This window comes from Endozoicomonas sp. 8E, from assembly GCF_032883915.1.
Taxonomy (GTDB): Bacteria; Pseudomonadota; Gammaproteobacteria; order Pseudomonadales; family Endozoicomonadaceae; genus Endozoicomonas_A.
Window position 1 is genome coordinate 1,098,362 of the sequence record NZ_CP120717.1, and the last position, 24,503, is coordinate 1,122,864.

The following is a 24,503-nucleotide window of genomic DNA, read 5'->3' on the forward strand; positions in this document are numbered from 1 at the left end:
TTTTGACAGTCAGCCGTGACCCTTGAAGGCAATGACCGATCTCGAAAAATTCATCATGACCGGACTGCTATCAGGTTTCCAAATCGTTCTATCAGGTTTCCAACAGGTTACAAAGCGAAAACAAATCCACACTGCGCAAAAACTCTTCGGCAATGGTTGTCAGCTCACTGGGTCTGAGCACCAGTGCGTTATCGGCGTTGAGTGCCTGCCGCAGGTAGTCATCATTCAGAGAGTTCTCAAGGGAATCAAAGCTCTGAATTTCGGACATCATGGCATAGAGTTCTTCTGGTGAGGATGGGTCATGAGCACCATAGGACTGTCGCTCGTAGTACGATTCGAAGGAAGCATCGGCCCAACAATAGGTTAAGCAGCCGCCATTTGTGTTTGTCAATTTACACAGATAATGACTGAAGGCCTGCTGAATCGCCAGCTCGGATTGGCGGTATAAAGAATGCCTAAGAGCTCTCCAATTTGTTTCCGAAATGTCCCTGTCCCTGTCCGTGATTTTTTGTTTAAGCATGAATTCGGCATGTGTATGAATCGATGTGCGATCCCAGGAAGGTTTCCCCAGGATAATCACCGGACGGTGGTTCCCCCTGCCTGAGGTTAACCTCGGAAAAGCGGGCTGCTGCGCCAGCATTCGTTCTATATTGGGAATGCCCTCAGGTGCGTCCGTCCAGGCGTTCTGTAGGAGTTGATTGGTCATTTCATATTCAAGGAATGATGAAAAGCCATCATAACAATGATCGACGAACGAGGTACCTTCTCTCTGTTGGAAGTCTTCATAAGCTTTCTGCCATAACTGACTATTTTTTTCCCTGAAAAATAACTGCTTATACCACTTTTTCAGGCAATGCGTGGCTTCAACCTTGAGTTCATCGACGCTTTTCAGACGCACCAACAGGTTATGATGTTGGGTGGATATAGCAGAGTGCTCACCGGCCAGCATTGGGTCCAGCCAACCCAATTTCAGGACTTCAAGGGCAAAGCGAATAACCGGTGGCTTGGTCAGGTCACTGGCTTTCGGTATTTCTACCATTGAATTAAACCAATTTAGAGCGCCCAGCTCGCCCTGATTAATTATTTTTGGATGGAGTAACTTGAGTTGTTCAATGACCTGCCCTTCATCACCGTCGTACAATATTCCTCTCACCGCCTCCGATATTTTTTTAAGTTGCCCTCGGCAATCGTCCAATGCTTCTTTCCCCGGCGACACGATTATTGAGACAGCCAGGGAAAAACTGATTAAATCTCTTTGTTCCCAAAGGTTCCTGATTATGTTGGAAATAATTAGTCTGGTTTCTGGCAATGCGCTGTTTTTATCAAGGGCTTTGTTCAGTTCCTCGAGGCTCATATGACAGGCTTTAGCCAGAGTTTGCCGTTGTGACAAATCAGCACCTTTTAAGAGATCTTTCAGGAAAGCCTTATGCTTCTTTAACTCAGTGCTGGTACTACTGATATTTGTATTCGGCTGGACGTCAGGTTTGAACTCTATTCTGTTGCCGGGCGCCCCGCCCAGATCCACTGACACCCAGGTTTGGCCTTCATCAACGGAATATTCAGCAAAGGCGTGGATTTGGCTATTCACTTGCCGGGATGGAATCCCGAAATAACGACAAAAAGCAACAAAAACAGGCGCACGATGACGGCATCTCCCCTGCCGTTGTGTTACCAGAAATTTAAAGAAATTCTCATGTCTCGAGGGTTTAGCCTTACCGGAAAACTGTCGGCAATACTCCGTGATCGCCTCAATTCGTTGCTCAGTGTTTTTGGCGTCTTTTATTTTCCGCAAAGGCTCCTGTATTTCTGCCGGTTGTTCTTCAATGGTCATAAACATTTTGCCCAGTACGGCTTTCATACCTTCTGAACACCGGGCATCAAGTTGTGTTGATCGTTCTGGTCGGGCTGATTGCGGAGCTGTTTTTCTGCCCGGTTTTCTGGTTTCTACGACATAATTAAATTCAATTCTCTGGCAGGTTTTGGCCTCTGGAATCAGCACTATGTGAAGCCCGGTATAGCGATCCCTGAACAGGGTGTATGGCAAATCGGGTGTTATACGCAGGGCAACGACATAGTCGTTAAACGTCAGGCTGGGCAATATGTATTGATTTTTTTTCGATTCTCTCACAATGAATGCCATCGTCTGATCGCTAGCCAGTGTCAGTCTCTGGCCCCACCCCAAACAGTCCGGTGTGAGGATTTCGAACCCCTCAATGTATTGCTTGTCAAGAAAGGCCTTTTCGACATAACCCTTGGCAGTCACATCAATATTCAATACTTCCCAGCGATGCATAAGGGAAGGATACTTTTGTGTATCAAAAACGTTATAGTCTTTAACTTCTGGCAGCTTCAGGTTCTCATAATTCGTTGCCCGGTCTAATACCAGAAGATCAGACTGATCGATGGGAGACGTTCTGTTCAGCGGGCCCTTATCGATCGTTCTCCGGTCCAATGTCTGATGATCAGGCTGGCTGACAGGAGATGTTCTACTCACAGGGCCTTTATTGTTCGCTCTCTGTTCTAATGCCTGATGGTCAGGTCGGTTGCCGGAAGGCGTTTTGCTCACCGGGCCTTTATGGCTTTTTCGCCATTTCAATGCCTTAGCCAGCTTCGAGCGGACTTTCGGACGGTATTTTTCAGGAGCGTTATTATTACCAACCGCTAAAGCTTCGTTACTATGATCGTCAACCTGATGGCTCGGCAGATTACTTGTCTGATGGCTCGTCAGATTACTTATCTGATGCCAGAACGCAGGCCATAATTGAATTGTGTCAGAGTTCCATGCCTCTATCCGCTGATCCGCCTCTCGAAGATAAGGCTGGGAAGCCGGTAATTTCAACGTTTCTTCCTGTGCTTCCGTCAGTGGAAATACGCTATTGGCATCCACGCCCGTCTCGCAAAACTTACGTGCAAACCAGCGTTGCTGCCAGTGTCGGTAGAGTGCCTGGATGAGTACATCGTCCGACTCATCCGGCTTGAGGGAAAGACCGGATGCCTGCCATTTGGCCTGAGCCATCCTTTTGATGATTTCCGCTTTGACTTCCTCTTTATTCGGACGAGCCTTAACACGAATTTCATGGTTTTTTTCATCAATACTGTCGAGGTCACCGGGTCGTATCAACCACGGACGATCAATGTCCGGTACCGTTTTGTTGAACCATTGGCAAAGTCCGGAATCAAGTGCTCCTTTACCCATAACAAGAGTCGATGACTCAGGCAGTTCCTCCAGCGACAGGTTGGCGGCCATCAGGTAAAGCCGGTAGTGCTGATTGAGGCATTGATGAAGTGCTTTTTCGCTAAAATCGCCTCCGCTTTTGACAGCCATGGCGACATTCTGTAAATCGCGACTGGTGGGCTGTAACGGCAGGTCTTTCCGTTGCAGGCAGGCCCTTAAACGACAATGTTTTTCAGTCAGCCGTTCAGCAACGAATTTCCCTTTTGGGGAGTCTGGCAAGACTTTCCCGGCAATGGTCTGCAATTCTGCCGAGTTATACTGGCGGATCGGTAAATGTCGAAAACGTCCTTTGAGCGCCGGTGATAAGGGTTTTCGCCCGCTGTACTCAGGCGGGTTGATGGTGGCAAACAGGTGAAAGCCCGGATGGGCGTCACCGGCCAGAATATCGTTTAACTCACCTTCCAGATGCTGGCTGTCGATCAGATTCATTTCCGAAATCACCACGATGCCGCCATCGACTTTTGCTTTCCGGATCGCTTCACACAGTTGCTCCCAGGAGCAATCACAGGCATTCAGGAGAGAGACCTCTGGCATGGATTCTTGCCGTTGCCTGGCCTGCTGTCTGACACTTTCAATCACCAGGTTCAGCGTGGCATCCTTACCCCTCCCGGCTGGTCCTTCAATCAACGTCGCCTGTCGTCCGCCGTGTTTTCTGTCGTGATGATAAGCCTGCTGACAGCGGCTTAAATCCTGTCCCAGCCGTTGCACCAGTTCAATGACTGCCGATCCGGAGGTATCAAACTCAGGTCGGAATTCTTTGGTTAATGCTTCGAAGTCCCGCTGAATATCTGGCAGGGTGTGGTTATGAACTTTGTCGCGCAGGGTGTGGTCCAGTTTGTAACGGGCAGCAAACCAGATTTCCAGTGCTGAAAGGGCATCCTGTTGAGTTTCGGTGATTTCGGGACCCAACACATCCCGGAAACTTTGCTGGATCAAACTGTTCACTTGCTTACAGCTGGCACTGTCGCCTTTGGATAAGGCACGATCCAGATACCAACCCACCCAACTGCAGATATCGGTTAAATCCCTGGGAGTAAACTCATGCCCGGGCAACAGCTCCTGATAATATTGCCAGAGTGCCATCACACTCTTGCTGGCACTGTGTGCAATGTCGTTTATTTGATGCCGTTGTAAATGATTGAGCAAAGCGGGTTCCACTACTCTGTCTCGAAGGAAAGTCTGATCCAGACGTGGGTAGTATGCCCTCGGCAGTTTCTCTTTCAGGGCCGGGTCCATTTGGCGCCCGGCGTAATGATCGGGGTTGCCGGTGAGAATCACCCGGTGTTTTGGGCTGACCCTGACAGGATGACCATTCACATAAATGCAGGGGTGCGGTTCCCATAAGCCGTTCAATGACGCCAGCAATCCGGCTTCGGCCAGGTTAGCTTCATCCAGTACCAGGATAATGTATTCTCCGTCTTTTTTGTCGGATTTGGTATTGGCCCATTCCATCAATGCCCGGTTTTGTTCCGCCATAGAGCGGTCGCCATCGCCGTGTTGTTGCCACTGCCAGCGTTTCATCAGGGTTTGTTCGCTGTCGGAAGGTCCAAGGGAAATGACTGAAGCTTGTCCCGAAGCCCTGGCCATTTTGGCAGAAAAGTAACTTTTCCCGGTGCCGGTTTCCCCCTCAAGGAATATAGCGGGAGAGTCGGTAAGTCGGTCATGAAGCCGGGATAAACGACGGCTTTCACGATCTTCCTGACTGATCTCGCCATGATAAAGATCCCTGGCCAGTGCAGACAGGGGCTCATCAGCGGAACCCTGCCATTTCAGTGATTCAGACAGCTGATTTTTTATGCGTTCAATGCCTTCTGCCTCAGAACTCGCTGTTCTGGCCCTATGAAAACAATCGCTGGCCAGGCCGTGAATGGCATCGGATCGGGTCTGCCCTGAGTGCAAAGGTAACTGCCAGCCACAAGCCAGTGCATCTTGCAAACGTCTAATCTGTCTTGTTGGCTCGATAGCTAAGGATTGCCAGGGCTTAGTTGCCGCCGGATCGACTGCCAGCTGATAGGCTATAGCATCCCGTTGTTTTTCAGGCGCGTGGGCCAGGATCATGGCACAGAGCCTGTCCATAGCTTCTTTTTCACCTTGCTCTGGAAATGGACTCTCATAGGACAGTTGTAACTCGGTATCTTTAAAAACTGCCGGGTCAAAGGCCCGGGCCAGTGGCCACAGGTTGTGCCTGACAAACTTTCTATCCCATTGCGGGGCGCTACTGAGGATCGCAGCTAACTGATCCGGGTCTACCGAGGCGGCTTGATCCCTGTCCGGCAGCAACTGCCAACAGGCCACTTTCATAAAATCACGCACGGATGGATGCTGCCGGGTGCCATGGGTGATGACGCTATTGATAGCCCTGCGCCAGTGGCAGGGCAGGAGCTGAAGGGAGCGGTCAACCTGCTGTGCCTGTCGGGCAGCCAGTATCAGATTATTCAACAGCCCTTCGGTCATTTCAGGCAGAGGCTTACAAAGGTTGCCAGGTACGGTTTTAAAGGCTTCGTAAAGTGAGTGAAGTGCTTGTTCTGGCAGGTCAGTCCGGGCAATACCATGCTTGCGGGCATTGATTTCCCAGAGATCGACCTCAGGGCACGGCTTACCCCTGGCGACCATCGAATGAAATATTGAAGATGAGCTTTTTGCAGACTCAGGCCAGAGTATTTTGACATGAGCTTTTGGATAGGACTGCAACTGGCCATTCACCAACAGAGGTTGTCCAATAATCAGGGGTTCCAGAAGCTGCTGAAGCGTTGGATTACTCTCCAGCCCCCGGAATACGACCGGCTTGCCAGCGCTTAATGCCTCCTGCAACGCAGTTTTACGATGTCCAAAATGTGCCCTTTGTTCCGAGGTGATATGGATATTATCAAATAGCTGGCTGAAGCTGGTCTGTTCATTGACCTGAATGACCAGAGGTGATTCCGGCTGCTTCTTGATCCAATGACTGGCCTGGGCAGGTTGTCGATAAGTGACGGTACTCACCGGGGCGTGATCTCTGTTTTTTTTCTGTGAGCAGGACAGAGAGACCTCATTGTTTTTTACCAATCCCAGTGCCACCGGCTGATTTTTTGAATCAGTCACCTGGAGTCGGGGCTCCAGGCCGGTGGTCTCGCGAATCGTCTGCAGTGAACCCAGCAAGCGAAACCAGAGTGCCTCAGTGAGGGGAGACGTTACGGTAACTGATCCCCCCGCCCGAATCTGTTCCAACAGTCGGGTGTTAGGGACTGCGTAGCCTTCCGGAGCAATGGCAATGGGGCTCAGCCATTGGGCAATATTAGTCTGGTTAATGATGATGGGGTTGCGTGATGCGTGCTCTTTATCACCTTCTTTGTCAAGAGCACGGGACAGATTTTGGAGCAGCGAATAAAGCTCGTTATACCCAACCGGCGTCTGATAAAACTGAACATCGTCGGGTAACGGACAGACCTTGCCATTGCTCTCAAAACACTTCTGCGCCAGCATTTGTCGAATCGTCTGTTCAAAGGCCAGGTCTTCCCAGTTGGCTCCTTTCAGAATCACCCGTTGTCCGGCCCTTAATGACTCAAGCCTGCCGGGGAGGTGCTGGATTCGCCCCTGTTTGTCCACTCCGGGGCCACCCAGCAGTAACTGTCGCCAGTGACTGTGCAAGTGGCAGTTAATGAAAACGGTATTGTCGTCATCCTTGGCACTTTCGGCACAGGAGAGTTCAGGCACTACTGAAGGAACCTTGTCGATGCTCATTGATGAGTCATTGCCGGTCTGAGCGTCGAACTGCCAGGTATTGCCCGGTCGATTAATTCGGCGCCAGAAATCAGCACCCGGAGCGTCGGCCGCCGGTGCATCATTACGCTGGCCAACCGATGCCAACTGTTTAGGGTCTGCCACGACTAATAGAGAAACATGCTCACCCAGAGGGCGTTTCTCCCGGTTGACTTTGTCGAACAGACAGGGGTTATCCGGGTCCAGTAGGTCGTTAAATTTGGGCAGATCCTTGCTGGTGAGTTTTCGGATATCTATCACCAGGGTTAATGGCTTTGAACCTTCAAAGAGCTTGCCTGAACGCAGAGTGTGGCGACCCTCTTCGGAAATGCTTAACCGGGTCACCAGATTAGCCTGTGAGAGGTCATCGGGACGGGAAATAAGCGTGACATCCCGATTCTCACCGCCGGTCTGGGCAACTAAAAGCTGACGAACTTCATCATCACTGGCGACAAAACGGAAATCGAAGGCATGAGGGGCCTTTTGGAGTGATGAATCTATTGGGGATAGGATTCTCGCTTTGTCAGGCAAGGTCCTCGAAGGAAAGGGTTTATTGAGTTCGGGAGTTACAACAGAACAGGTTTTTGCTTTCTTTGACGATGAGTCCAGCTCTGCTTTCCTGGTTGGCAAGCGGCTCTTTTCACTACTCTTTTCACCACTCTCAGATACGGCAAAACCAGGAACAGGGTTGCTGTCTATTTTCTCACCGATACGACCATCCATAGTCAATCTCCCAACTGCTATCTGAAGAACTGAATTCAAGTTGTTTAGTTATTTGACCTTTAGATAGTACGAAAGTTCCTTTTTGACGGTCAGCCGTGACGATTGAAGGATGTCAACGATCGCCACTGAGGTCGTCATTCCCGCGAAAGCGGGAATCCAGCGCCAACGGTGGATCTCTGCCTTCTCGGGGATGACAAGGCCAAGGGAGCACCGGGCAGTATGGTTCTGGTGGTGAGTCAGTGTGGATTCCCGCCTTCGCGGGAATGACGAGAATGAAGTCGGGAATGACGAGAATGAAGTCGGGAATGACGAGAATGAAGTCGGGAATGACGGGAGTCAACTCGTTCCCACGCTGGAGAGAGTTTTGCGACACCCTCGAAAGCGGGAATCCAGCGCTAACGGTGGATCTCTGCCTTCTCGGGGATGACAAGGCCAGGGGAGCACCGGGCAGTACGGTTCTGGTGGTGAGTCAGTGTGGATTCCCGCCTTCGAGGATGTCGCAAAACTCCAACAACTCGTTCCCATGCTCTGAGGTCGTCATTCCCGCGAAGGCGGGAATCCAGCGCTAACGGTGGATCTCTGCCTTCTCGGGGATGACAAGGCCAGGGGGGCACCAGGCAGTATGGTTCTGGTGGTGAGTCAGTGTGGATTCCCGCCTTCGAGGATGTCGCAAAACTCCAACAACTCGTTCCCATGCTCTGAGGTCGTCATTCCCGCGAAGGCGGGAATCCAGCGCCAACGGTGGATCTCTGCCTTCTCGGGGATGACAAGGCCAGGGGAGCACCGGGCAGTATGGTTCTGGTGGTGAGTCAGTGTGGATTCCCGCCTTCGAGGATGTCGCAAAACTCCAACAACTCGTTCCCATGCTCTGAGGTCGTCATTCCCGCGAAGGCGGGAATCCAGCGCCAACGGTGGATCTCTGCCTTCTCGGGGATGACAAGGCCAGGGGAGCACCGGGCAGTATGGTTCTGGTGGTGAGTCAGTGTGGATTCCCGCCTTCGCGGGAATGACGAGAATGAAGTCGGGAATGACGAGAATGAAGTCGGGAATGACGAGAATGAAGTCGGGAACCGGGGTTTTGCAACACCCTCCTTCGAGGGTGTCGGGGAGGGTGTCAACATGGGCAAACGGTTATTATGTCTCCAACACGTCACTTATCGAATTCAAGTTCACGCTGTTCAAAAACTCTTCGGCAATTTTTGTCAGCTCATCGGATTTGAGCACCAGAGCGTTACTGACGTTGAATGCCTGCCGCAAGTAGTCATCCTTAATGGATTTCTCAAACAAGGGAGCGTTATTCGTTTCAGACATCATGGTATCCAGCTCTTCGGGTGAGGAGGGATCATGAGCGCCATAATTGCCTCTACTAAAATAGATATCCCAGAAGTTGGAATTGGCCCAGCAATACGATAAACAACCCCCTTTCGAGTGTGTCAATTCGTACAGAAAATAACTGAAGGCTTGCGTAATTGCTTTCCTGCACTTGTGTTTTAAATTATCCACAAGTTTTTCCTCCTCCTCTGATATTTTATGGGACTCTGCAATGGATTTGTATTCGCTATTAAGCTCAGCCTGTTTTTGCTCAAGTAGATTTATAATTGAGTCTGGAGTTAATAGGCGACCGGTATCAAAAAGTGTCTTCATCTGATTTTGCACATCATTCATAAATTGCCCACGACGGTGGGTTTCTTCTTTTTTGAGCGCCTCATATTGATTGATTTTTTTCGATAACTGCTTCAAGCCCGGGCTATTCTCCATTTTATGTTGGAGCAGGGCTTGGGTTTTTTCAGCAAATGCTGTGTCGTCCCAGAGAGGTTTTCCCATGACAATTACCGGACGGTGGTTCGCCTTGCCCGAGATTAGCTGCTTAAATGCAGGGTTGTGCAACAGCATTCGTTCTATATCCGGAATGCCCTCAGGTTCATCCGTCCAGGCTTCCTGTAGAGATGAATCGGCAATATTACGTTTAAGGAATGACGAACATCCATCATGACCCTGAGTGATGAAAAAGTTAGTGGTACCACTTTTTGCCTTTTGTAAACTTTGATAAAACAACTGCCATTCCTGGCTATTTTTTTCCCTGGACAAGAACTCCTGATACCACTTTTTCTGGCAATGGGCGGCTTTAACCTTGAGTTCATCGACGTCTTCCAGACGCACCAATAGCTGATGAAGCTCACGGGGCAGCGAAAAGTTCTCCTTATCGATCGGCAGTGGGTCCAGCCAACCCGATTCCATGGCTTCACGGGCAAAGTGAATAACCGAAGGTTTGGTCAGGTCACTGTCTTCCAGTATTTTCACTATGAATCTGTGCCACTGGTGTGGGTTTGCTCCGGCCTGATCAATCATCTTTGAGTGGAGCGACCTGAGCGGTTCAGTGATCTGATCTTTATCGCTGTTGGACAATATCTGTTTGGCCGCCTCTGACATCGATTGATAAATATACCAATCGTTGTTAATCACATTAACGTCCCACGGCTTCTCGAAATAGCTCAGTGCGTCTGTCCCCAGCAGCTCTATCAGGGAGACGCCCATGGAAAAGCCGGTTAAATCATCTCTCTCCCAGAGGTTCCTGATGATGTTGGAGAAACTCAGATTTGATTCTGGCCAGGCAGTGTGCGTATCAAGGTTTTTTTTCAGTTCCCCGAGGCTCATAACACAAGCCTTAGCCAGAGCTTGCTGTTGTGTTGAATCAGCACCTTTCAGGAGGGCTTTCAGGTGTCCTTTAATCTTCCTTGAAACAGTGCCGGGATCCTCGACCTGCCTGGTGGGCTGGAAATCATAGGTGATTTCTGTTTTCTTTACTTTTGCCCCGCCCAAAGACACCGATTTCCAGGTTCGGCCTTTATCCAGGGAATACTCGGCAAAGCAGTGAACATGGTTTCTGACATTCCGAGATGGAATCCCGAAATAACGACAAAGAGCTACAAAAACAGCCACACGATGACCACAGCTACCTTGCCGCTGTGTTACCAGGAATCGAAAGAAATTTTGATTTTCCTCTGGTTTAGCCTTACCGGAAAACTTTGTGCAATACTCCATAATTGCCTTAATGCGTTGTTTCGTGCCATGGGCGTCTGCTATTTTCCGTAATGGCGCCTGTATTTCGGATGGTTGCTGGTCAATGGCCGTAAACACTCCATTCAGTACTTTTTTCATCCCTTTTGAACAGCGGGTGTCAAACCTTATTAATGGTTCTCTCAGAGCTTCTTTAATTGACGATTTTTTGTCCGGTTCTCTGGTTTCTACAACATAAGCCACCTCAATACTCTGGTTGGCTCTGGCCTCCGGAACGTAAAGTGTGTGAAGCCCGGTATAGCCACCCCTGACCAGGGTAAATGCCATATCGCGTTCGATACGCAGGGCCACGATATAGTCGTCAGGCGTCAGGCCGGGCAATGCAAATTCGCCATTCTCCGATGACCATTTAAAAGTCGCCAGTGTTTGATTGCTGGCTAATGTTATTTCCTGGCCATGCCCCGGCAACCTTGCAGGCATGAGGGTTTCAACCCTCTGCATCTGTTGATCACTGATCTCGAGCAGTTCGATGTCGCCCCCAGCAGTCACATTAATATCATCTAACCAAAAGCGATACATTCCGGAAGGAGTTTTCTCCGTAGCAAAAACTATATAGTCTTCATGATGATTTGGCTCGCAGTTCTCATAGTCCGTGTCCCTGTCCAATGTTGAAACATCTTTCCAGTGGACTGCCGGATCGTATTCTTCAGAATCGTCAATCCTGTGGTTCGGCTGACCACTCATCTGATTCCAAAACGCAGGCCACAATTGAACGACATCGGATTTCCATTTGTTTATCCACTGATCAGCCTTCTGAAGATAAGGCTGGGAAGCGGGTAATTTCAGCGTTTGTTCCTCTTCTTCCGTCAGGGTAAATACGCTATTGGCGTCAATGCCAATCTGGTCAAAGGCATGAACAAAGCAGCCTTGCTGCCAGTGTCGGTAAAGTGCCCGGGTGAGAACATCGTCGAACTGATCGGGGTTCAGGGGAAGGCCGGATGCCTTCCACCTGGTCTGGGCCACCCTCTTGATGATTTCCGTTTTCGCTTCCTCTTTATCCAGAAGCCTGTTAATACGAATTTCATGGCGTTTTTCATTAATGCTGTTGCGGTCACTTTGTCGTATCAACCAGGGACGATCAATCCCCGATATCGTTTGGTAGAACCATTCGCTCAGTTCAGGATCAAGCGCTTCTTTAGTCATGACAGGAGCCGATGATTCTGACAGTTCCTCCAGCGAGATGTTGGCAGCCATCAGATAAAGCTGGTAGTGCTGATTGAGGTATTGATGAACGGCTTTTTCGCTAAAATCGCCACCTCTGGTGATAGCCCTGGCGACATTCTGTAAATCAAGGCTGGTCGGTTGCAATGGCAGTTTTTTGCGTTGCAGGTGTGCCCTTAAAAGACAATGTTTTTCTGTCAGTTTTTTAGCGACGAATGTCCCTTGTGAGGACTCTGGCAACACTTTTTCGGCAATGGTCTGTAATTCTGTCGGGTTGTACTGCCGGATCGGCAAATGTCGAAAACGCCCTTTCAGCGCCGGTGATAAGGGTTTTCGCCCGCTGTACTCAGGCGGGTTGATGGTGGCAAACAGGTGGAAACCCGGATGGGCGTCACCGGCCAGAATATCGTTTAACTCACCTTCCAGATGCTGGCTGTCGATCAGGTTCATTTCCGAAATGACCAGGATGCCGCCATTGACTTTTGCTTTCTGAATCTTTTCACACAGTTTGTCCCAGGAACAATCACAGGCATTCAGGTAAAAGACTTTCGGCATGGACTCTCCCCGTCGCCTGGCCTCCTTTCTGACACTTTCAATCACCAGGTTCAGCGTCGCATCCTTACCTCGTCCGGCCGGGCCTTCAATCAATGTTGCCTGACGACCGCCGTGTTTCCTGTCGTGATGATAAGCCAGCTGACAGCGATTTAAATCCTGCCCAACCTGCTGCGCCAGTTCACGGACTGCCGATCCGGAGGTATCAAAGTCTGGTCGGATTTCTGTGGTGATTGTTCCGAAGGTCTGCTGAATATCTGACAGGGTCTTGTTGCGAACTCTTTCGCTCAGAGTGTTCTTCAGGTTGTAACGGGCAGCAAACCAGATTTCCAGTGCTGACAGGGCATCCTGATGAGTTTCGGCGATTTCGGGACCCAGTACATCCCGGAAGCTTTGCTGGATCAAACTGTTTATTTGCCCACAGGTAACGCTCTTACCTGTGGGCAGCCCACGATCCAGATACCAGCCCACCCAACTGCAAATATCCGTTAAATCCCTGGGGGTAAAGTCATGCTCGGGCAAGAGTTCCTGATAATACTGCCAGAGTGCCATCACACTTTTGCTGGCAATGTGTGCAATGTCGTTTATTTGATGCCGTTGTAAATGCTTGAGCAAAGCCGGCTCCACCACTCTGTCGCGAAGAAAAGCCTGGTCCAGTTTTGGGTAGTAAGCTCTGGGCAGTCTCTCCTTCAGGGCCGGGTCCATGTGGCGCCCGGCGTAATGATCCGGGTTGCCGGTGAGAATCACCCGGTGTTTTGGGCCGACCTTGACAGGATGACCATTCACGTAAATACAGGGCTCCGGTTCCCATAAGCTGTTCAATGATGCCAGCAACCCGGTTTTGGCCAGGTTGGCTTCATCCAGAACCAGGGTGACATAGTGTCCATCCTCGTTGGACGGAGTCCTGGCCCATTCCATCAACGCCCGGTTTTGCTGCTCCATAGAGCGGTCGCCATCGGTGTGATCTCGCCACTGCCAGCGTTTCATCAGGGTCTGTTCGCTGTCGGAAGGTCCAAGGGAAATCACTGAAGCTTGTCCCGAAGCCTTCGCCAATTTGGTGGAAAAGTAACTTTTTCCGGTGCCGGTTTCCCCCTCAAGGAATATAACGGGAGAGTCTGTCAGCCGGTCATGGAGCCGGGATAAACGACGGCTTTCACGATCTTCCTGACTCATCTCGCCATGATAAAGATCCCTGGCCATTGCAGACAGGGGCTCATCAGCGGAACCCTGCCATTTCAGTGATTCAGACAGTCGATGTTCTATGCGTTCAATGCCTTCTGCTTTAGAGTTCGCTGTTCTGGCTATGTGAAAACAATCGCTGGCCAGGCCGTGGATGGCATCGGATCGGGTCTGCCCTGAGTGCAAAGGTAACTGCCAGCCAGAAGCCAGTGCATCTTGCAGACGTTTAATCTGTCTTGTTGGCTCGATGGCCAGGGATTGCCAGGGCTTTGTTGCCGCCGGATCAACGGCCAACTGATAGGCTATAGCATCTCGTTGTTTTTCAGGCGCGTGAGCCAGGATCATGGCACAGAGCCTGTCCATAACGTCTTTTTCACCCCATTCTGGAAATGGATTTTTGTAGGACAGTTGTAATTCGGTACCTTTAAATACTGCCGGATCAAAGGCTCGGGCCAGTGACCACAGATTATGCTTCACAAACGTTCTATCCAACTGCGGGGCGCTATTGATGATGGCAGCTAACTGATCCGGATCTACCGAGGCGGCTTGATCCCTGTCAGGTAACAAGTGCCAACAAGCCACTTTCATAAAATCCCGTACTGACGGATGCTGCCGGGTGCCATGGGTGATGACGCTATTGATGGCCTTGCGCCAGTGGCAGGGCAGGAGCTGTGGGGAATGGTCAAGCTGCTGTGCCCGCCGGGCAGCCAGTATCAGGTTGTTCATCAACCCTTCCGTCATTTCTGGTAGCGGCTTACAAAGGTCGGCAGGTACGGTTTTAAACGCTTCGTAAAGTTTATGAAGCGCCTGTTCTGGCCGATCAGCCCAGGAGATATTATGCCTGACGGTACTGATACCCCAGAGACCGACTTCAGGACAGGTCTCAGCGGTGGCAATCATCGAATGAAACACTGAAGATGGGCTTTTTGCAGACTCAGGCCAGAGTATTTCCATACGGGCTTTGGGGTAGGTCTGTAATTGGCCATTCACCAGCAGAGGTTGCCCGGCAAACAGAGGTTCCAGAAGTTGCTGAAGGGTTGGATTCGTTTCCAGCCCCCGGAATACCACCGGCCTGCCAGTGATCAATGCCTTCTGAAAGTCACTCTGACATCGTCCAAAATGCGCCTTTTGTTCCGAGGCGATATGGATATTATCGAATAGCTGGCTGAAGCTGGTCTGTTCATTGACCTGAATGACCAGACGTGCTGTCCAGTGACGATAAACCCAATAATTTGCCTCGGCAGGTTGCTGATAAATGATGGTATTAATGTCAGTTTGAGCCCTGATTTTTTCCTCCAGGTGACGTTTACTGGCCAGAGAGTCTTCATCGTTTTCTGTCAATCCCAGGGCTTTCGGTTGCTGTTTTGAATAAGCTACCTGCAGTCGGGGCTCCAGGCCAGTCGTCTCGCGAATCGTCTGCAATGAACCCAGCAAACGAAACCAGAGAGCCTCAGTGAGGGGAGACGTCACGGTGACGGCAGCACCGGCCCGAACCTGTTCCAGCAGGGAGGTATTGGGTACTGCATGGCCTTCCGGGGCGATGGCGATGGGGTTCAGCCATTGGGCAATATTACTTTGGTTAATGATGATCGGGTTGCCTGGTGCCTGCTCTTTTTCAGTTTCTGTGTCACCTTCTTGTTCATGAGGGTGGGACAGGCTTTGAAACAGTGAGTGAAGCTCGTCATTTCCTACCGGCATCTGATAAAACTGAACAGCGTCCGGTAATGGACAGATCTTGCCATTGCTCTCAAAGCACTGTTGCGCCAGCAGCTGTCGCATTGTCTGTTCAAAGGCCAGATCTTGCCAGTCGGCCCCTTTCAGAATCACCCGTTGTCCACTTCTTAATGACTCAAGCCTGCCGGGGATATGCTGTATGCGTCCCTGTTTATCCACGCCGGGACCACCCAGCAGCAACTGCCGCCAGTTACTGTGCAAATGACAGTCAATAAGAAGGGTATTGTCGTCGTCCATGGCGCTTTCGGCACAGGGGAGTTCAGCCAATAGCGGAGGAACCTCGTCGATTTCCATCAATGGGTCATTGCCGGTTTTTGCGTCGAACTGCCAGGTATTGCCCGGGCGATTAATTCGTCGCCAGAAGTCAGCCCCCGGTGCGCCGACCGCCGATGCATCGTCAAGGCTGCCAACCGATCTCAACTGCTCAGGGTCTGCCAGCACCAGCAGAGCAACATGCTCGCCCAGGGGGCGCTTCTCCTTGCTGACTTTGTCGAACAGACAGGGGTTATCCGGGTCCAGCAGGTCATTAAATTTGGGCAGATGCTCGCTGGTGAGCATTCGGATATCGATCACCAGGGTCAATGGCCGCGAACCTTCAAACAGTTTGCCCGGATAAAGGGTGTGGCGACCGTCACCGGAAATGCTCAGCCGACTCACCAGGTTAGCCTGCGAGAGTTCATCGGGGTGGGAAATAAGGGTGACATCCCGATGTTCATCACAGGTCTGGGCAACTAAAAGCTGACGAACCTCATTATCATTGGTGACAAAACGAAAATCGAAGGCATGAGAGGCTCTGGAGAGTGGTGAATCCGTTGAGGAAACGGTTCTCGCCCGGTCAGGTGACTTAATCCGGGGGGACGATACATTGAGTTTGGCAATGACATCAGAGCATATCTCTACATCATTTGCCGGTAATTCCAGCTTTGGTTTTTTGGCGGGTACGATAGCGCCAGACGCACCACTATCAAGAACCGATTTCTGTATTTCCCTGATCCGACCATCCATAGTCAATCTCCTTTCCTGATGTCCCTTGGAGGACTGCATTGAAATTATTTAATTATTTGACCTTGGGATGGGTTTAAAGTTCCATTTTAACTGTTACCCCTCTGTAGGGTTGTCCAGCCTGCTGTTCGGCTGCACTGAATCAGCTGCTCAGTTAATGTTTCCATTTCAGGGAAGGAACTCGTCATTCCCGCGAAGGCAGGTGTCGCAAAACTCCAACAACTCGTTCCCATGCTCTGAGGTCGTCATTCCCGCGAAGGCGGAATCCAGCGCCAACGGTGGATCTCTGCCTTCTCGGGGATGACAAGGCCAGGGGGGCACCGGGCAGTACGGCTCTGGTGGTGAGTCAGTGTGGATTCCCGCCTTCGCGGGAATGACGAGAATGAAGCCGGGAATGACGGGAGTCAACTCGTTCCCACGCTGGAGAGAGTTTTGCGACACCCTCGAAGGCGGGAATCCAGCGCCAACAGCGGGACTCAGGCTTCTCGAGGATGACAACGCCGGGGCGCGCGCCGGGCAGAATGATTCTGGTGGAGAGTCAGTGTGGATTCCCGCCTTCGCGGGAATGACGGGAGTGAAGCCGGGAATGACGGGAGTGAAGCCGGGAATGACGGGAGTGAAGCCGGGAATGACGGGAGTGAAGCCGGGAATGACGGGAGTGAAGCCGGGAATGACGGGAGTGAAGCCGGGAATCATTCAGATATCAAATGCGTCACAGAGCGAATTTAAATTCACGGTACTCAAAAACTCTTCGGCAATTTTTGTCAGCTCATTGGATTGGAGTATCAGAGCGTTGGTGGCGTTGAATGCCTGCTTCAGGTAGGTATCTTCAATGCAGTCATGTATGCAGGAATTGGCATCTATTTCTGACATCATGGTGAAGAGCTCTCCTGGTGAAGAGGGATTGTGAGCGCCATGGTTGCCTCTGTCCAGGGTTCCCCATTTGAAAGCATTGATCCAGCAATACGTTAAACTAGCACCTTTCGAGTGCGTTAATTCATACAGATAATGACTGAAGGCCTGCTGAATCGCTTGCCTGCACTTGATTAAATTATCCACAAGTGTTTTCTCCTCTAACGGCTGCAATTCCGGGCGTCTATCAACTTTTTGTTTAAAAAGGGCTTTGACCTTGTCTGCGGTCACGTTGTTGTACCACTCAGGTTTTCCTATGATAATCACCGGACGATGGTTTGCCTTGCCGGAAATGAACTGCGCAAATGCAGGGTTGTGTACCAGCATTCGTTCTATATTCGGAATGCCCTCAGGTTCATTCGTCCAGTGCGTCTCTATAGACGAGTTGGCAATTTTACCTTCAAGGAATGACGAAAACCCTTCATGACCGTGAGTGATGAAAAAGGTAGAGGTATCACTTCTTTTCTCTTGTAAGCTTTTATAAAACAATTGCCATGACTGGCTGTTTTTTTCCCTGGACAAGAACGCCTGATACCACTTTTTCAGGCAATGGGCGGCTTCAACTTTCAGTTCATCGATGCCTTTCAGACGCACCAATAGCCGATGAAGTTCAAAATCCAGCTGAGGATAATTCTTGTCGTTCGGCACTGGGTCCAGCCAACCCGATACCATGGCTTCACGGGCAAAGCGAATAACAGAAGGTCCGGTTAAGTTGGTATTCAATATATTCAGCATTGATCTCAGCCATCGGTGTGGGCTCGCTCCGCTCTGAACAATCATTTTCGAGTGCAATGATTTGAGTGATTCAGTGACCTGATCTCCATCATTGTTGGACAATATTACTTTTACTGCTTCCCACATCGGACTTCTGGCAAATAAGTTTTCAGACCCGGAACAGGCCAATGCCTTCTCGCCAGCAGCTAATTCTTCTGTCTCCATCGACTCCACCATTAAGACGCCCATGGAAAAACCGGCTAAGTCTTTTTGCTTAAAAAGTTTACTTACCATTTCGGAAACAGTCAGATTGGCTTGCGGTAATGCACGGTTTGTCTCGAGGGCTTTTTTCAGTTCCTCAAGGTTCATCTCAAGGGCCCTGGCCAGAGCTTGCTGTTGGGCTAAATCAGTATCTTTCAGGAGATCCTTAAGCTTCTCTGATTTAATGCTGCAATCATTGAGCTTCCTGGAGCGAGGTATAATTACTGTTGTCTCCACGGGCGTCCCGCCCAAATCCACTGACTCCCAGGATTGGCCTCCATCCACGGAATACTCGGCAAAGACGTGCCTGAGGCTCTCCATTTGCCGACTGGGAATCCCGAAATAGCGACAAAAAGCAACAAAAACAGGCGCACGATGACGACAGCTACCTTGCCGCTTTGTTACCAGGAATCGAAAGAAATTTTCACTCTCTTCTGGTTTAGCTGCACCGGAGAACTGTTTGCAGTATTCCGTGATTGCGCTAATTCGTTGCCAGATGTTTTTAGCGTCTATTATTTTGTGCAACGGTGCCTGTATTCTGGCGGGTTGTTCGTCGATGTTAGCAAACAGTTCCTTCAGGACGGACTTCATGCCTTCTGAACACTGGACGTCAAAAAGGGCTTTTTTAGCGCCTGTTTTACCGCCCGGCTTTGCGGGTTCTACGACATAAGTACATTGAAAACTCTGGCCGACTGCGGCCAGAGGAACAAACAGTGTATGAAGCCCGGTATAGTGGTCCCTGATCAGTTTGAATGGCAAACCGGGTTTTATACGCAGGGCCACGATAGAGTCACTGGCCGTCAGGCTGGGCAATGGACATTGACCGTTCTTTGCTGATATCTCAAGGGTCGCCAGCGTTTGATTTCTGGTTAATGTCACTTTCTGGGCATTCCCTGGTAACCGCCCAGGTGTGAGGGCTTCGACTCCCAGAAGGTGCTTACCATCAAGACTGATCTTTTTGATTTCACCCCTGGCAGTGACACGAATATCCCATGCCTCCCAGCGATACATCTTAGGGGGATGCTGCGAATCAAAAATTTTACAATATTCAACCTCTGGTATCTCCTCATCCTCATAGTTCGTGCTTCGGTCCAATGCCGGAGCTTTTTCCTCCTCAACTTCCGGGTTATAGGGTTCTGGAGCGTCGTCACCGCTAATAGCGGATGCTTTGTTAATAAAATCGTTTACCCAACGGTTCGGCAGATCACTGATCTGATACCAAAATGCGGGCCAGCATTGAACGTCATGGGCGTTCCATGACTGTATCTGCTTATCGGCCTCCTGAAAATGAGGCTGGTAAGTCGGCATTTTCAGCGCTTGTGCCTGCTCTTTCGTCAGGGGAAATACGCTATGAGCGTCCACGTCCGTAAGGTCAAACACACAAGCGAACCAGCATTGCTGCCAGTGTCTGTAAAGTGCCTGTGTGAAAATATCGTCCGACTCACGCGGCTTCAGGGAAAGACCGGATGCCTGCCACCTGGCCTGGGCCACCCTCTTGATAACTTCTGTTTTTGCGTCCTCTTTATCCAGAAGGGTATTAATACGAATTTCATGGCGTTTTTCATTAATGCTGTTGCGGTCACTTTGTCGTATCAACCACGGACGATCAATGCTCGATACCGTTTCGTAAAACCATTGGCTCAGATCAGGATCAAGCGCTCCTATACCCATGGCAGGTGCCCATGACTCTGGCAGTTCCTCCAGCGATATATCAGCAGCCATCAGGTAAAGCCGGTAGTGCTGATTGAGGGATTGATGGAGTGCTTTATCGCTAAAATCACCCCCTCTGTTAAGCGCTCTGGCGACATTCTGCAGATCAAGGCTGGTTGGTTGCAACGGCAGGTTGTACCTTTGCAGGCAAGCCCTCAATCGGCAATGTTGTTGAGTCAGCTTTTCAGCCAACTCTTTCCCCTTCAGGGTCTCTGGCAATACTTTCTCAACAATGACCTGCAATTCTGCCGGGTTATACTGCCGGATCGGCAAATGTCGAAAACGCCCTTTCAGCGCCGGTGATAAGGGTTTTCGCCCGCTGTACTCAGGCGGGTTGATGGTGGCAAACAGGTGAAAACCCGGATGGGCGTCACCGGCCAGAATATCGTTTAACTCACCTTCCAGATGCTGGCTGTCGATCAGGTTCATTTCCGAAATCACCACGATGCCGCCTTTAATTTTGGCCTTCTGGATCTTTTCACACACTTTGTCCCAGGAACAATCGCAGGCATTCAGGTAAAAGACTTCCGGCATCAATTCTTGCCGTTGTTCAGCCTGCTGTTTGACACTTTCAATCACCAGGTTCAGCGTGGCATCCTTGCCCCGTCCCGCCGGGCCTTCAATCAGTGTTGCCTGACGACCGCCGTGTTTTATTTTGCGATGATAAGCCTGCTGACAGCGGCTTAAATCCTGTCCAAGCTGTTGCACCAGTTCACGGACTGCCGAGCCGGAGGTATCAAAGTCTGGTCGGATTTTTTCGCTGACTGTACTGAAGGTCTGCTGCATTTTCTGCAGGGTGTGGTTATAAACTTTGTTGCTCAGGGTATTGTTCGGGTGGTAACGGGCAGCAAACCAGATTTCCAGTGCTGACAGGGCATCCTGATGAGTTTCGGTGATTTCCGGCCCCAGTACATCCCGAAAACTCTGTTGGATCAAACTGTTTATTTGCTCACAGGTCACACTGCCGCGTGCGGGCAGGGCACGATCCAGATACCAGCCCACCCAACTGCAGATATCCGTTAAATCCCTGGGGGTAAACTCATGGTCGGGCAAGAGTTCCTGATAATATTGCCAGAGTGCCATCACACTGTTGGTGGCACTTTGTGCAATGTCGTTTATTTGCTGCTCCGGCAGATGTTCTTGTAAATGCTTGACCAAAGCCGGTTCCACCACCCTGTCCCGAAGGAATACCTGGTCCAGGCGTGGGTAGTAAGCTCTGGGCAGTTTCTCTTTCAGGGCCGGGTCCATTTGGCGCCCGGAGTAATGATCCGGGTTACCAGTGAGAATCACCCGGTGTTTTGGGCTGACCTTGACAGGATGGCCATTCACATAGATGCAGGGTTGCGGTTCCCATAAGCCGTTCAATGAGGCCAGCAATCCGGTCTGGGCCAGGTTGGCTTCATCCAGAACCAGAGTAATGTACTCTCCTCCAACACAGCCTGCGTCTTTGTCGGATTCGATACTGGCCCATTCCATCAACGCCCGGTTTTGCTGCGCCATAGAGCGGTCGCCATCGGCGTGTTGTTGCCACTGCCAGCGTTTCATCAGGGTCTGTTCGCTGTCGGAAGGTCCAAGAGAAATCACCGCAGCCTGTCCTGAAGCCTTCGCCATTTTGGCGGAAAAGTAACTTTTTCCAGTGCCGGTTTCTCCCTGCAGGAAGATAACGGGAGAGTCCGCAAACCGGTCATGGAGTCGGGACAATCGACGGCCTTCACGATCCTTCTGACTTATCTCGCCGTGATAAAGATCCCGGGCCAGTGCTGACATAGGCATATTAGCGCAACCCAGCCATTCCAGTGATTCAGCCAGTCGATGTTCAATGCGTTTAATGCGTTCTGCCTCAGAATTCGCTGTTCTGGCCACGTGAAAACAATCTCTGGCCAGAGCCTGAATGGCATCGGATCGCGTTTGCCCTGATGACAAACGTAACTGCCAGCCAGAAGCCAGAGCATCTTGCAAACGTTTAATCTGTCTGCCTGGCCTGATGGTTAAGGATTGCCAGGGCTTTGCTTGCGCAGGATCGACTTTCAGGTGATACGCCAATGCATCTCGTTGTTTTTCAGGCCCATGGGCCAGGATCATGGCACAGAGCGTGTTGAGAATGTTTTCTTCGCCCCATGCTGGAAATGGATGTTCATAGGACAGTTGTAATTCGGTACCTTTGAATACTGCCGGATCAAAGGCTCTGGCCAGTTGCCAAAGGTTCTGCCTGACAAACTTTCTATCCAGCCGCTGGGAACTGTTGATGATGGCGTTTAAACAATCCGGGTCCGCCGAAGCCGTTTGATCCTTATCCAGCGTCTTATCCGGTAACAAGTACCAGCAAGCCACTTTCAGAAAATCGCGCACGGGAGGATTTTGCCGGGTGCCATGGGTGAGGATGCTATCAATGGCCTTGCGCCAGTGGCAGGGCAGGAGCTGTGGGGAGTGGTCAACCTGCTGTGCTCGCCGGGCAGCCAGTATCAGGTTATGCAACAACCCTTCGGTCATTTCTGGTAGCGGGTTACAAAGATGAGCAGGTACAGTTTCAAACGCCTGGTAAAGTTTATTAAGCGCCTGTTCTGGCAGCTCAGCCCGGGAGATTTTATGTTTGACGGCATTGATATCCCAGAGATCCACCTCAGGACAGGGCTTACCCTTGGCAACCATCGAACGAAATAGTGAAGATGAGCTTTTTACAGACTCAGGCCAGAGCATTGTGACATGAGCTTGTGGATAGGCCTGTAACTGCCCATTGACCAGCAGAGGTTGGCCAACAACCAGAGGTTCCAGAAGCTGCTGAAGAATTGGATTAGTTTCCAGCCCCCGCAATACCACCGGCTTGCCAGCGGTCAATGCCTCCTGCAACTGACTCTGACGGCGTCCGAAATACGCCTTTTGTTCCGAGGTGATATGGATATTATCAAATAGCTGGCTGAAGCTGGTCTGTTCATTGACCTGAATGACCAGAGGGGCTTCCGGATGATTATTGAGCCAATGGCTGGCCTGGGCAGCTTGCTGATAGGTAAAGGTATTAAAGGCGGAGCGAGCCCTCATTTTTTCCTGCAGGTAAGACAGAGGCTGCTCATCATTTTCTGCCAATCCCAGAGCTTTCGGCTGATGTTTTGAATGAGCCACCTGAAGCAGGGGCTTTACGCCGGTTGACTCGCGAATCGTCTTTAATGAACCCAGCAAATGAAACCAGAGAGCCTCAGTCAGGGGAGAGGTTACGGTGACTGAACCACCGGCCCGAACCTGTTCCAACAGGCTGGTATTAGGAACTGCAATGCCTTCCGGGTGAATGGCAATGGGGCTCAGCCAATCCCTGATATTATTCCGGTTAATGATGATCGGGTTTTGAGGTGCGTGCTTTTTATCAAGTTCTTTGTCACAGTTTTTTTCATGAGAGTGTGACAGGTTTTGGAACAGTGAATAAAGCTCGTCATCCCCAACCGGCACCTGATAAAACTGAACATCGTCGGGTAATGGACGGATCTCCCCATTACTCTCAAAGCACTTGTGCGCCAGCATTTGTCGAATGGTCTGCTCAAAGGCCAGGTCTTCCCAGTCCGCCCCTCTCAGAATCACCCGCTGTCCGGTCTTCAATGACTCAAGCCTGCCGGGGATATGCCGGATTCGCCCCTGTTTATCCACACCGGGGCCACCCAGCAGCAACTGTCGCCAGTGACTGTGCAAGTGGCAGTCAATTAGAAGGGTATTGTCGTCCATAGCCGTTTCGGCAGAGGGGAGTTCAGCCAGTAGCGGAGGAACCTCGTCGATCTCCAACGATGGATCATTGCCAGCTTTTGCGTCCAACTGACAGGTATTGTCCGGTCGATTAATTCGCCGCCAGAAGTCAGCCCCCGGTGCGTCGGCCCCCGGTATATCCTCAAGCCTGCCAACCGATCTCAGCTGTTCAGGGGCTGCCAGCACCAGCAGAGCAACATGCTCGCCCAGGGAGCGCTTCTCCCTGCTGACTTTGTCGTACAGACAGGGGGTATCCGGGTCCAGCAGGTCGTTAAATTTGGGCAGATGCTCGCTGGTGAGCTTTCGGATATCGATCACCAGGGTGAGTGGCTGCGAACCTTCAAAGAGTTTGCCCGGATAAAGGGTGTGGCGACCCTCGTCGGGAATGCTCAAACGGCTCACCAGGTTAGCCTGTGAGAGGTCATCGGGATGGGAAATAAGGATGACATCCCGATGTTCATCGCAGGTCTGGGCCACTAAAAGCCGACGAACGTCATCATCATTGGTGACAAAACGAAAATCGAAGGCATGAGAGGTCTTGCAGAGTAAGGAGTCCGTTGAGGATACGGTTCTTGTGCGGTCGGGTGACTTAATCTGAGGTGACGATACATTGAGTTTGGTCATGATATCAGAGCAGATCTCGACATCATTTGGCGGTAATTCCAGCTTTGGTTTTTTGGATGGTACGCCAGTATCAGGCACGCCACTATCAAAAACCGATTTGTTTATTTCCCTGATTCCGCCATCCATAGTCAATCTCCCTTCCTGATGTCTTTTG

The 24,503-nt window shown here is 50.7% G+C and carries 7 protein-coding genes; all 7 read right to left on the minus strand.

The genetic code is table 11. The features are described 5' to 3' along the window. Positions 1-91: 91 nt before the first annotated feature. Positions 92-7,696, minus strand: coding sequence for an AAA family ATPase (locus tag P6910_RS04115; protein ID WP_317145018.1), 7,605 nt, complete (start codon positions 7,694-7,696; stop codon positions 92-94). A gap of 112 nt (positions 7,697-7,808) precedes the next feature. Further along, positions 7,809-8,069, minus strand: coding sequence for a hypothetical protein (locus tag P6910_RS04120; RefSeq protein WP_317145019.1), 261 nt, complete (start codon positions 8,067-8,069; stop codon positions 7,809-7,811). Between the two features lie 22 nt (positions 8,070-8,091). Continuing rightward, positions 8,092-8,391, minus strand: a complete 300-nt coding sequence (locus P6910_RS04125) for a hypothetical protein (RefSeq protein ID WP_317145020.1) — start codon at positions 8,389-8,391, stop codon at positions 8,092-8,094. Continuing rightward, a complete protein-coding gene (locus P6910_RS04130; RefSeq protein WP_317145021.1) occupies positions 8,336-8,605 on the minus strand; it encodes a hypothetical protein in 270 nt (89 codons plus the stop codon). Before P6910_RS04130 ends, P6910_RS04125 begins: the two co-directional genes overlap by 56 nt. Positions 8,606-8,830: 225 nt before the next feature. After that, positions 8,831-16,405, minus strand: a complete 7,575-nt coding sequence (locus tag P6910_RS04135; protein ID WP_317145022.1) for an AAA family ATPase — start codon at positions 16,403-16,405, stop codon at positions 8,831-8,833. Between the two features lie 165 nt (positions 16,406-16,570). Beyond that, entirely contained in the window at positions 16,571-17,098 is a 528-nt protein-coding gene (locus tag P6910_RS04140; RefSeq protein WP_317145023.1) for a hypothetical protein, read from the minus strand. Continuing rightward, a complete protein-coding gene (locus tag P6910_RS04145) occupies positions 17,099-24,475 on the minus strand; it encodes an AAA family ATPase (RefSeq protein WP_317145024.1) in 7,377 nt (2,458 codons plus the stop codon). It lies immediately after the preceding gene. Positions 24,476-24,503: the final 28 nt, after the last annotated feature.

Bases quoted from the DNA above. Each gene is read 5' to 3' on its own strand.
- P6910_RS04135 (WP_317145022.1), bottom strand. From the start codon at position 16,405: ATGGATGGTCGGATCAGGGAAATACAGAAATCGGTTCTTGATAGTGGT.
- P6910_RS04145 (WP_317145024.1), bottom strand. From the start codon at position 24,475: ATGGATGGCGGAATCAGGGAAATAAACAAATCGGTTTTTGATAGTGGC.
- P6910_RS04140 (WP_317145023.1), bottom strand. From the start codon at position 17,098: ATGATTCCCGGCTTCACTCCCGTCATTCCCGGCTTCACTCCCGTCATT.
- P6910_RS04125 (WP_317145020.1), bottom strand. From the start codon at position 8,391: ATGGGAACGAGTTGTTGGAGTTTTGCGACATCCTCGAAGGCGGGAATC.
- P6910_RS04115 (WP_317145018.1), bottom strand. From the start codon at position 7,696: ATGGATGGTCGTATCGGTGAGAAAATAGACAGCAACCCTGTTCCTGGT.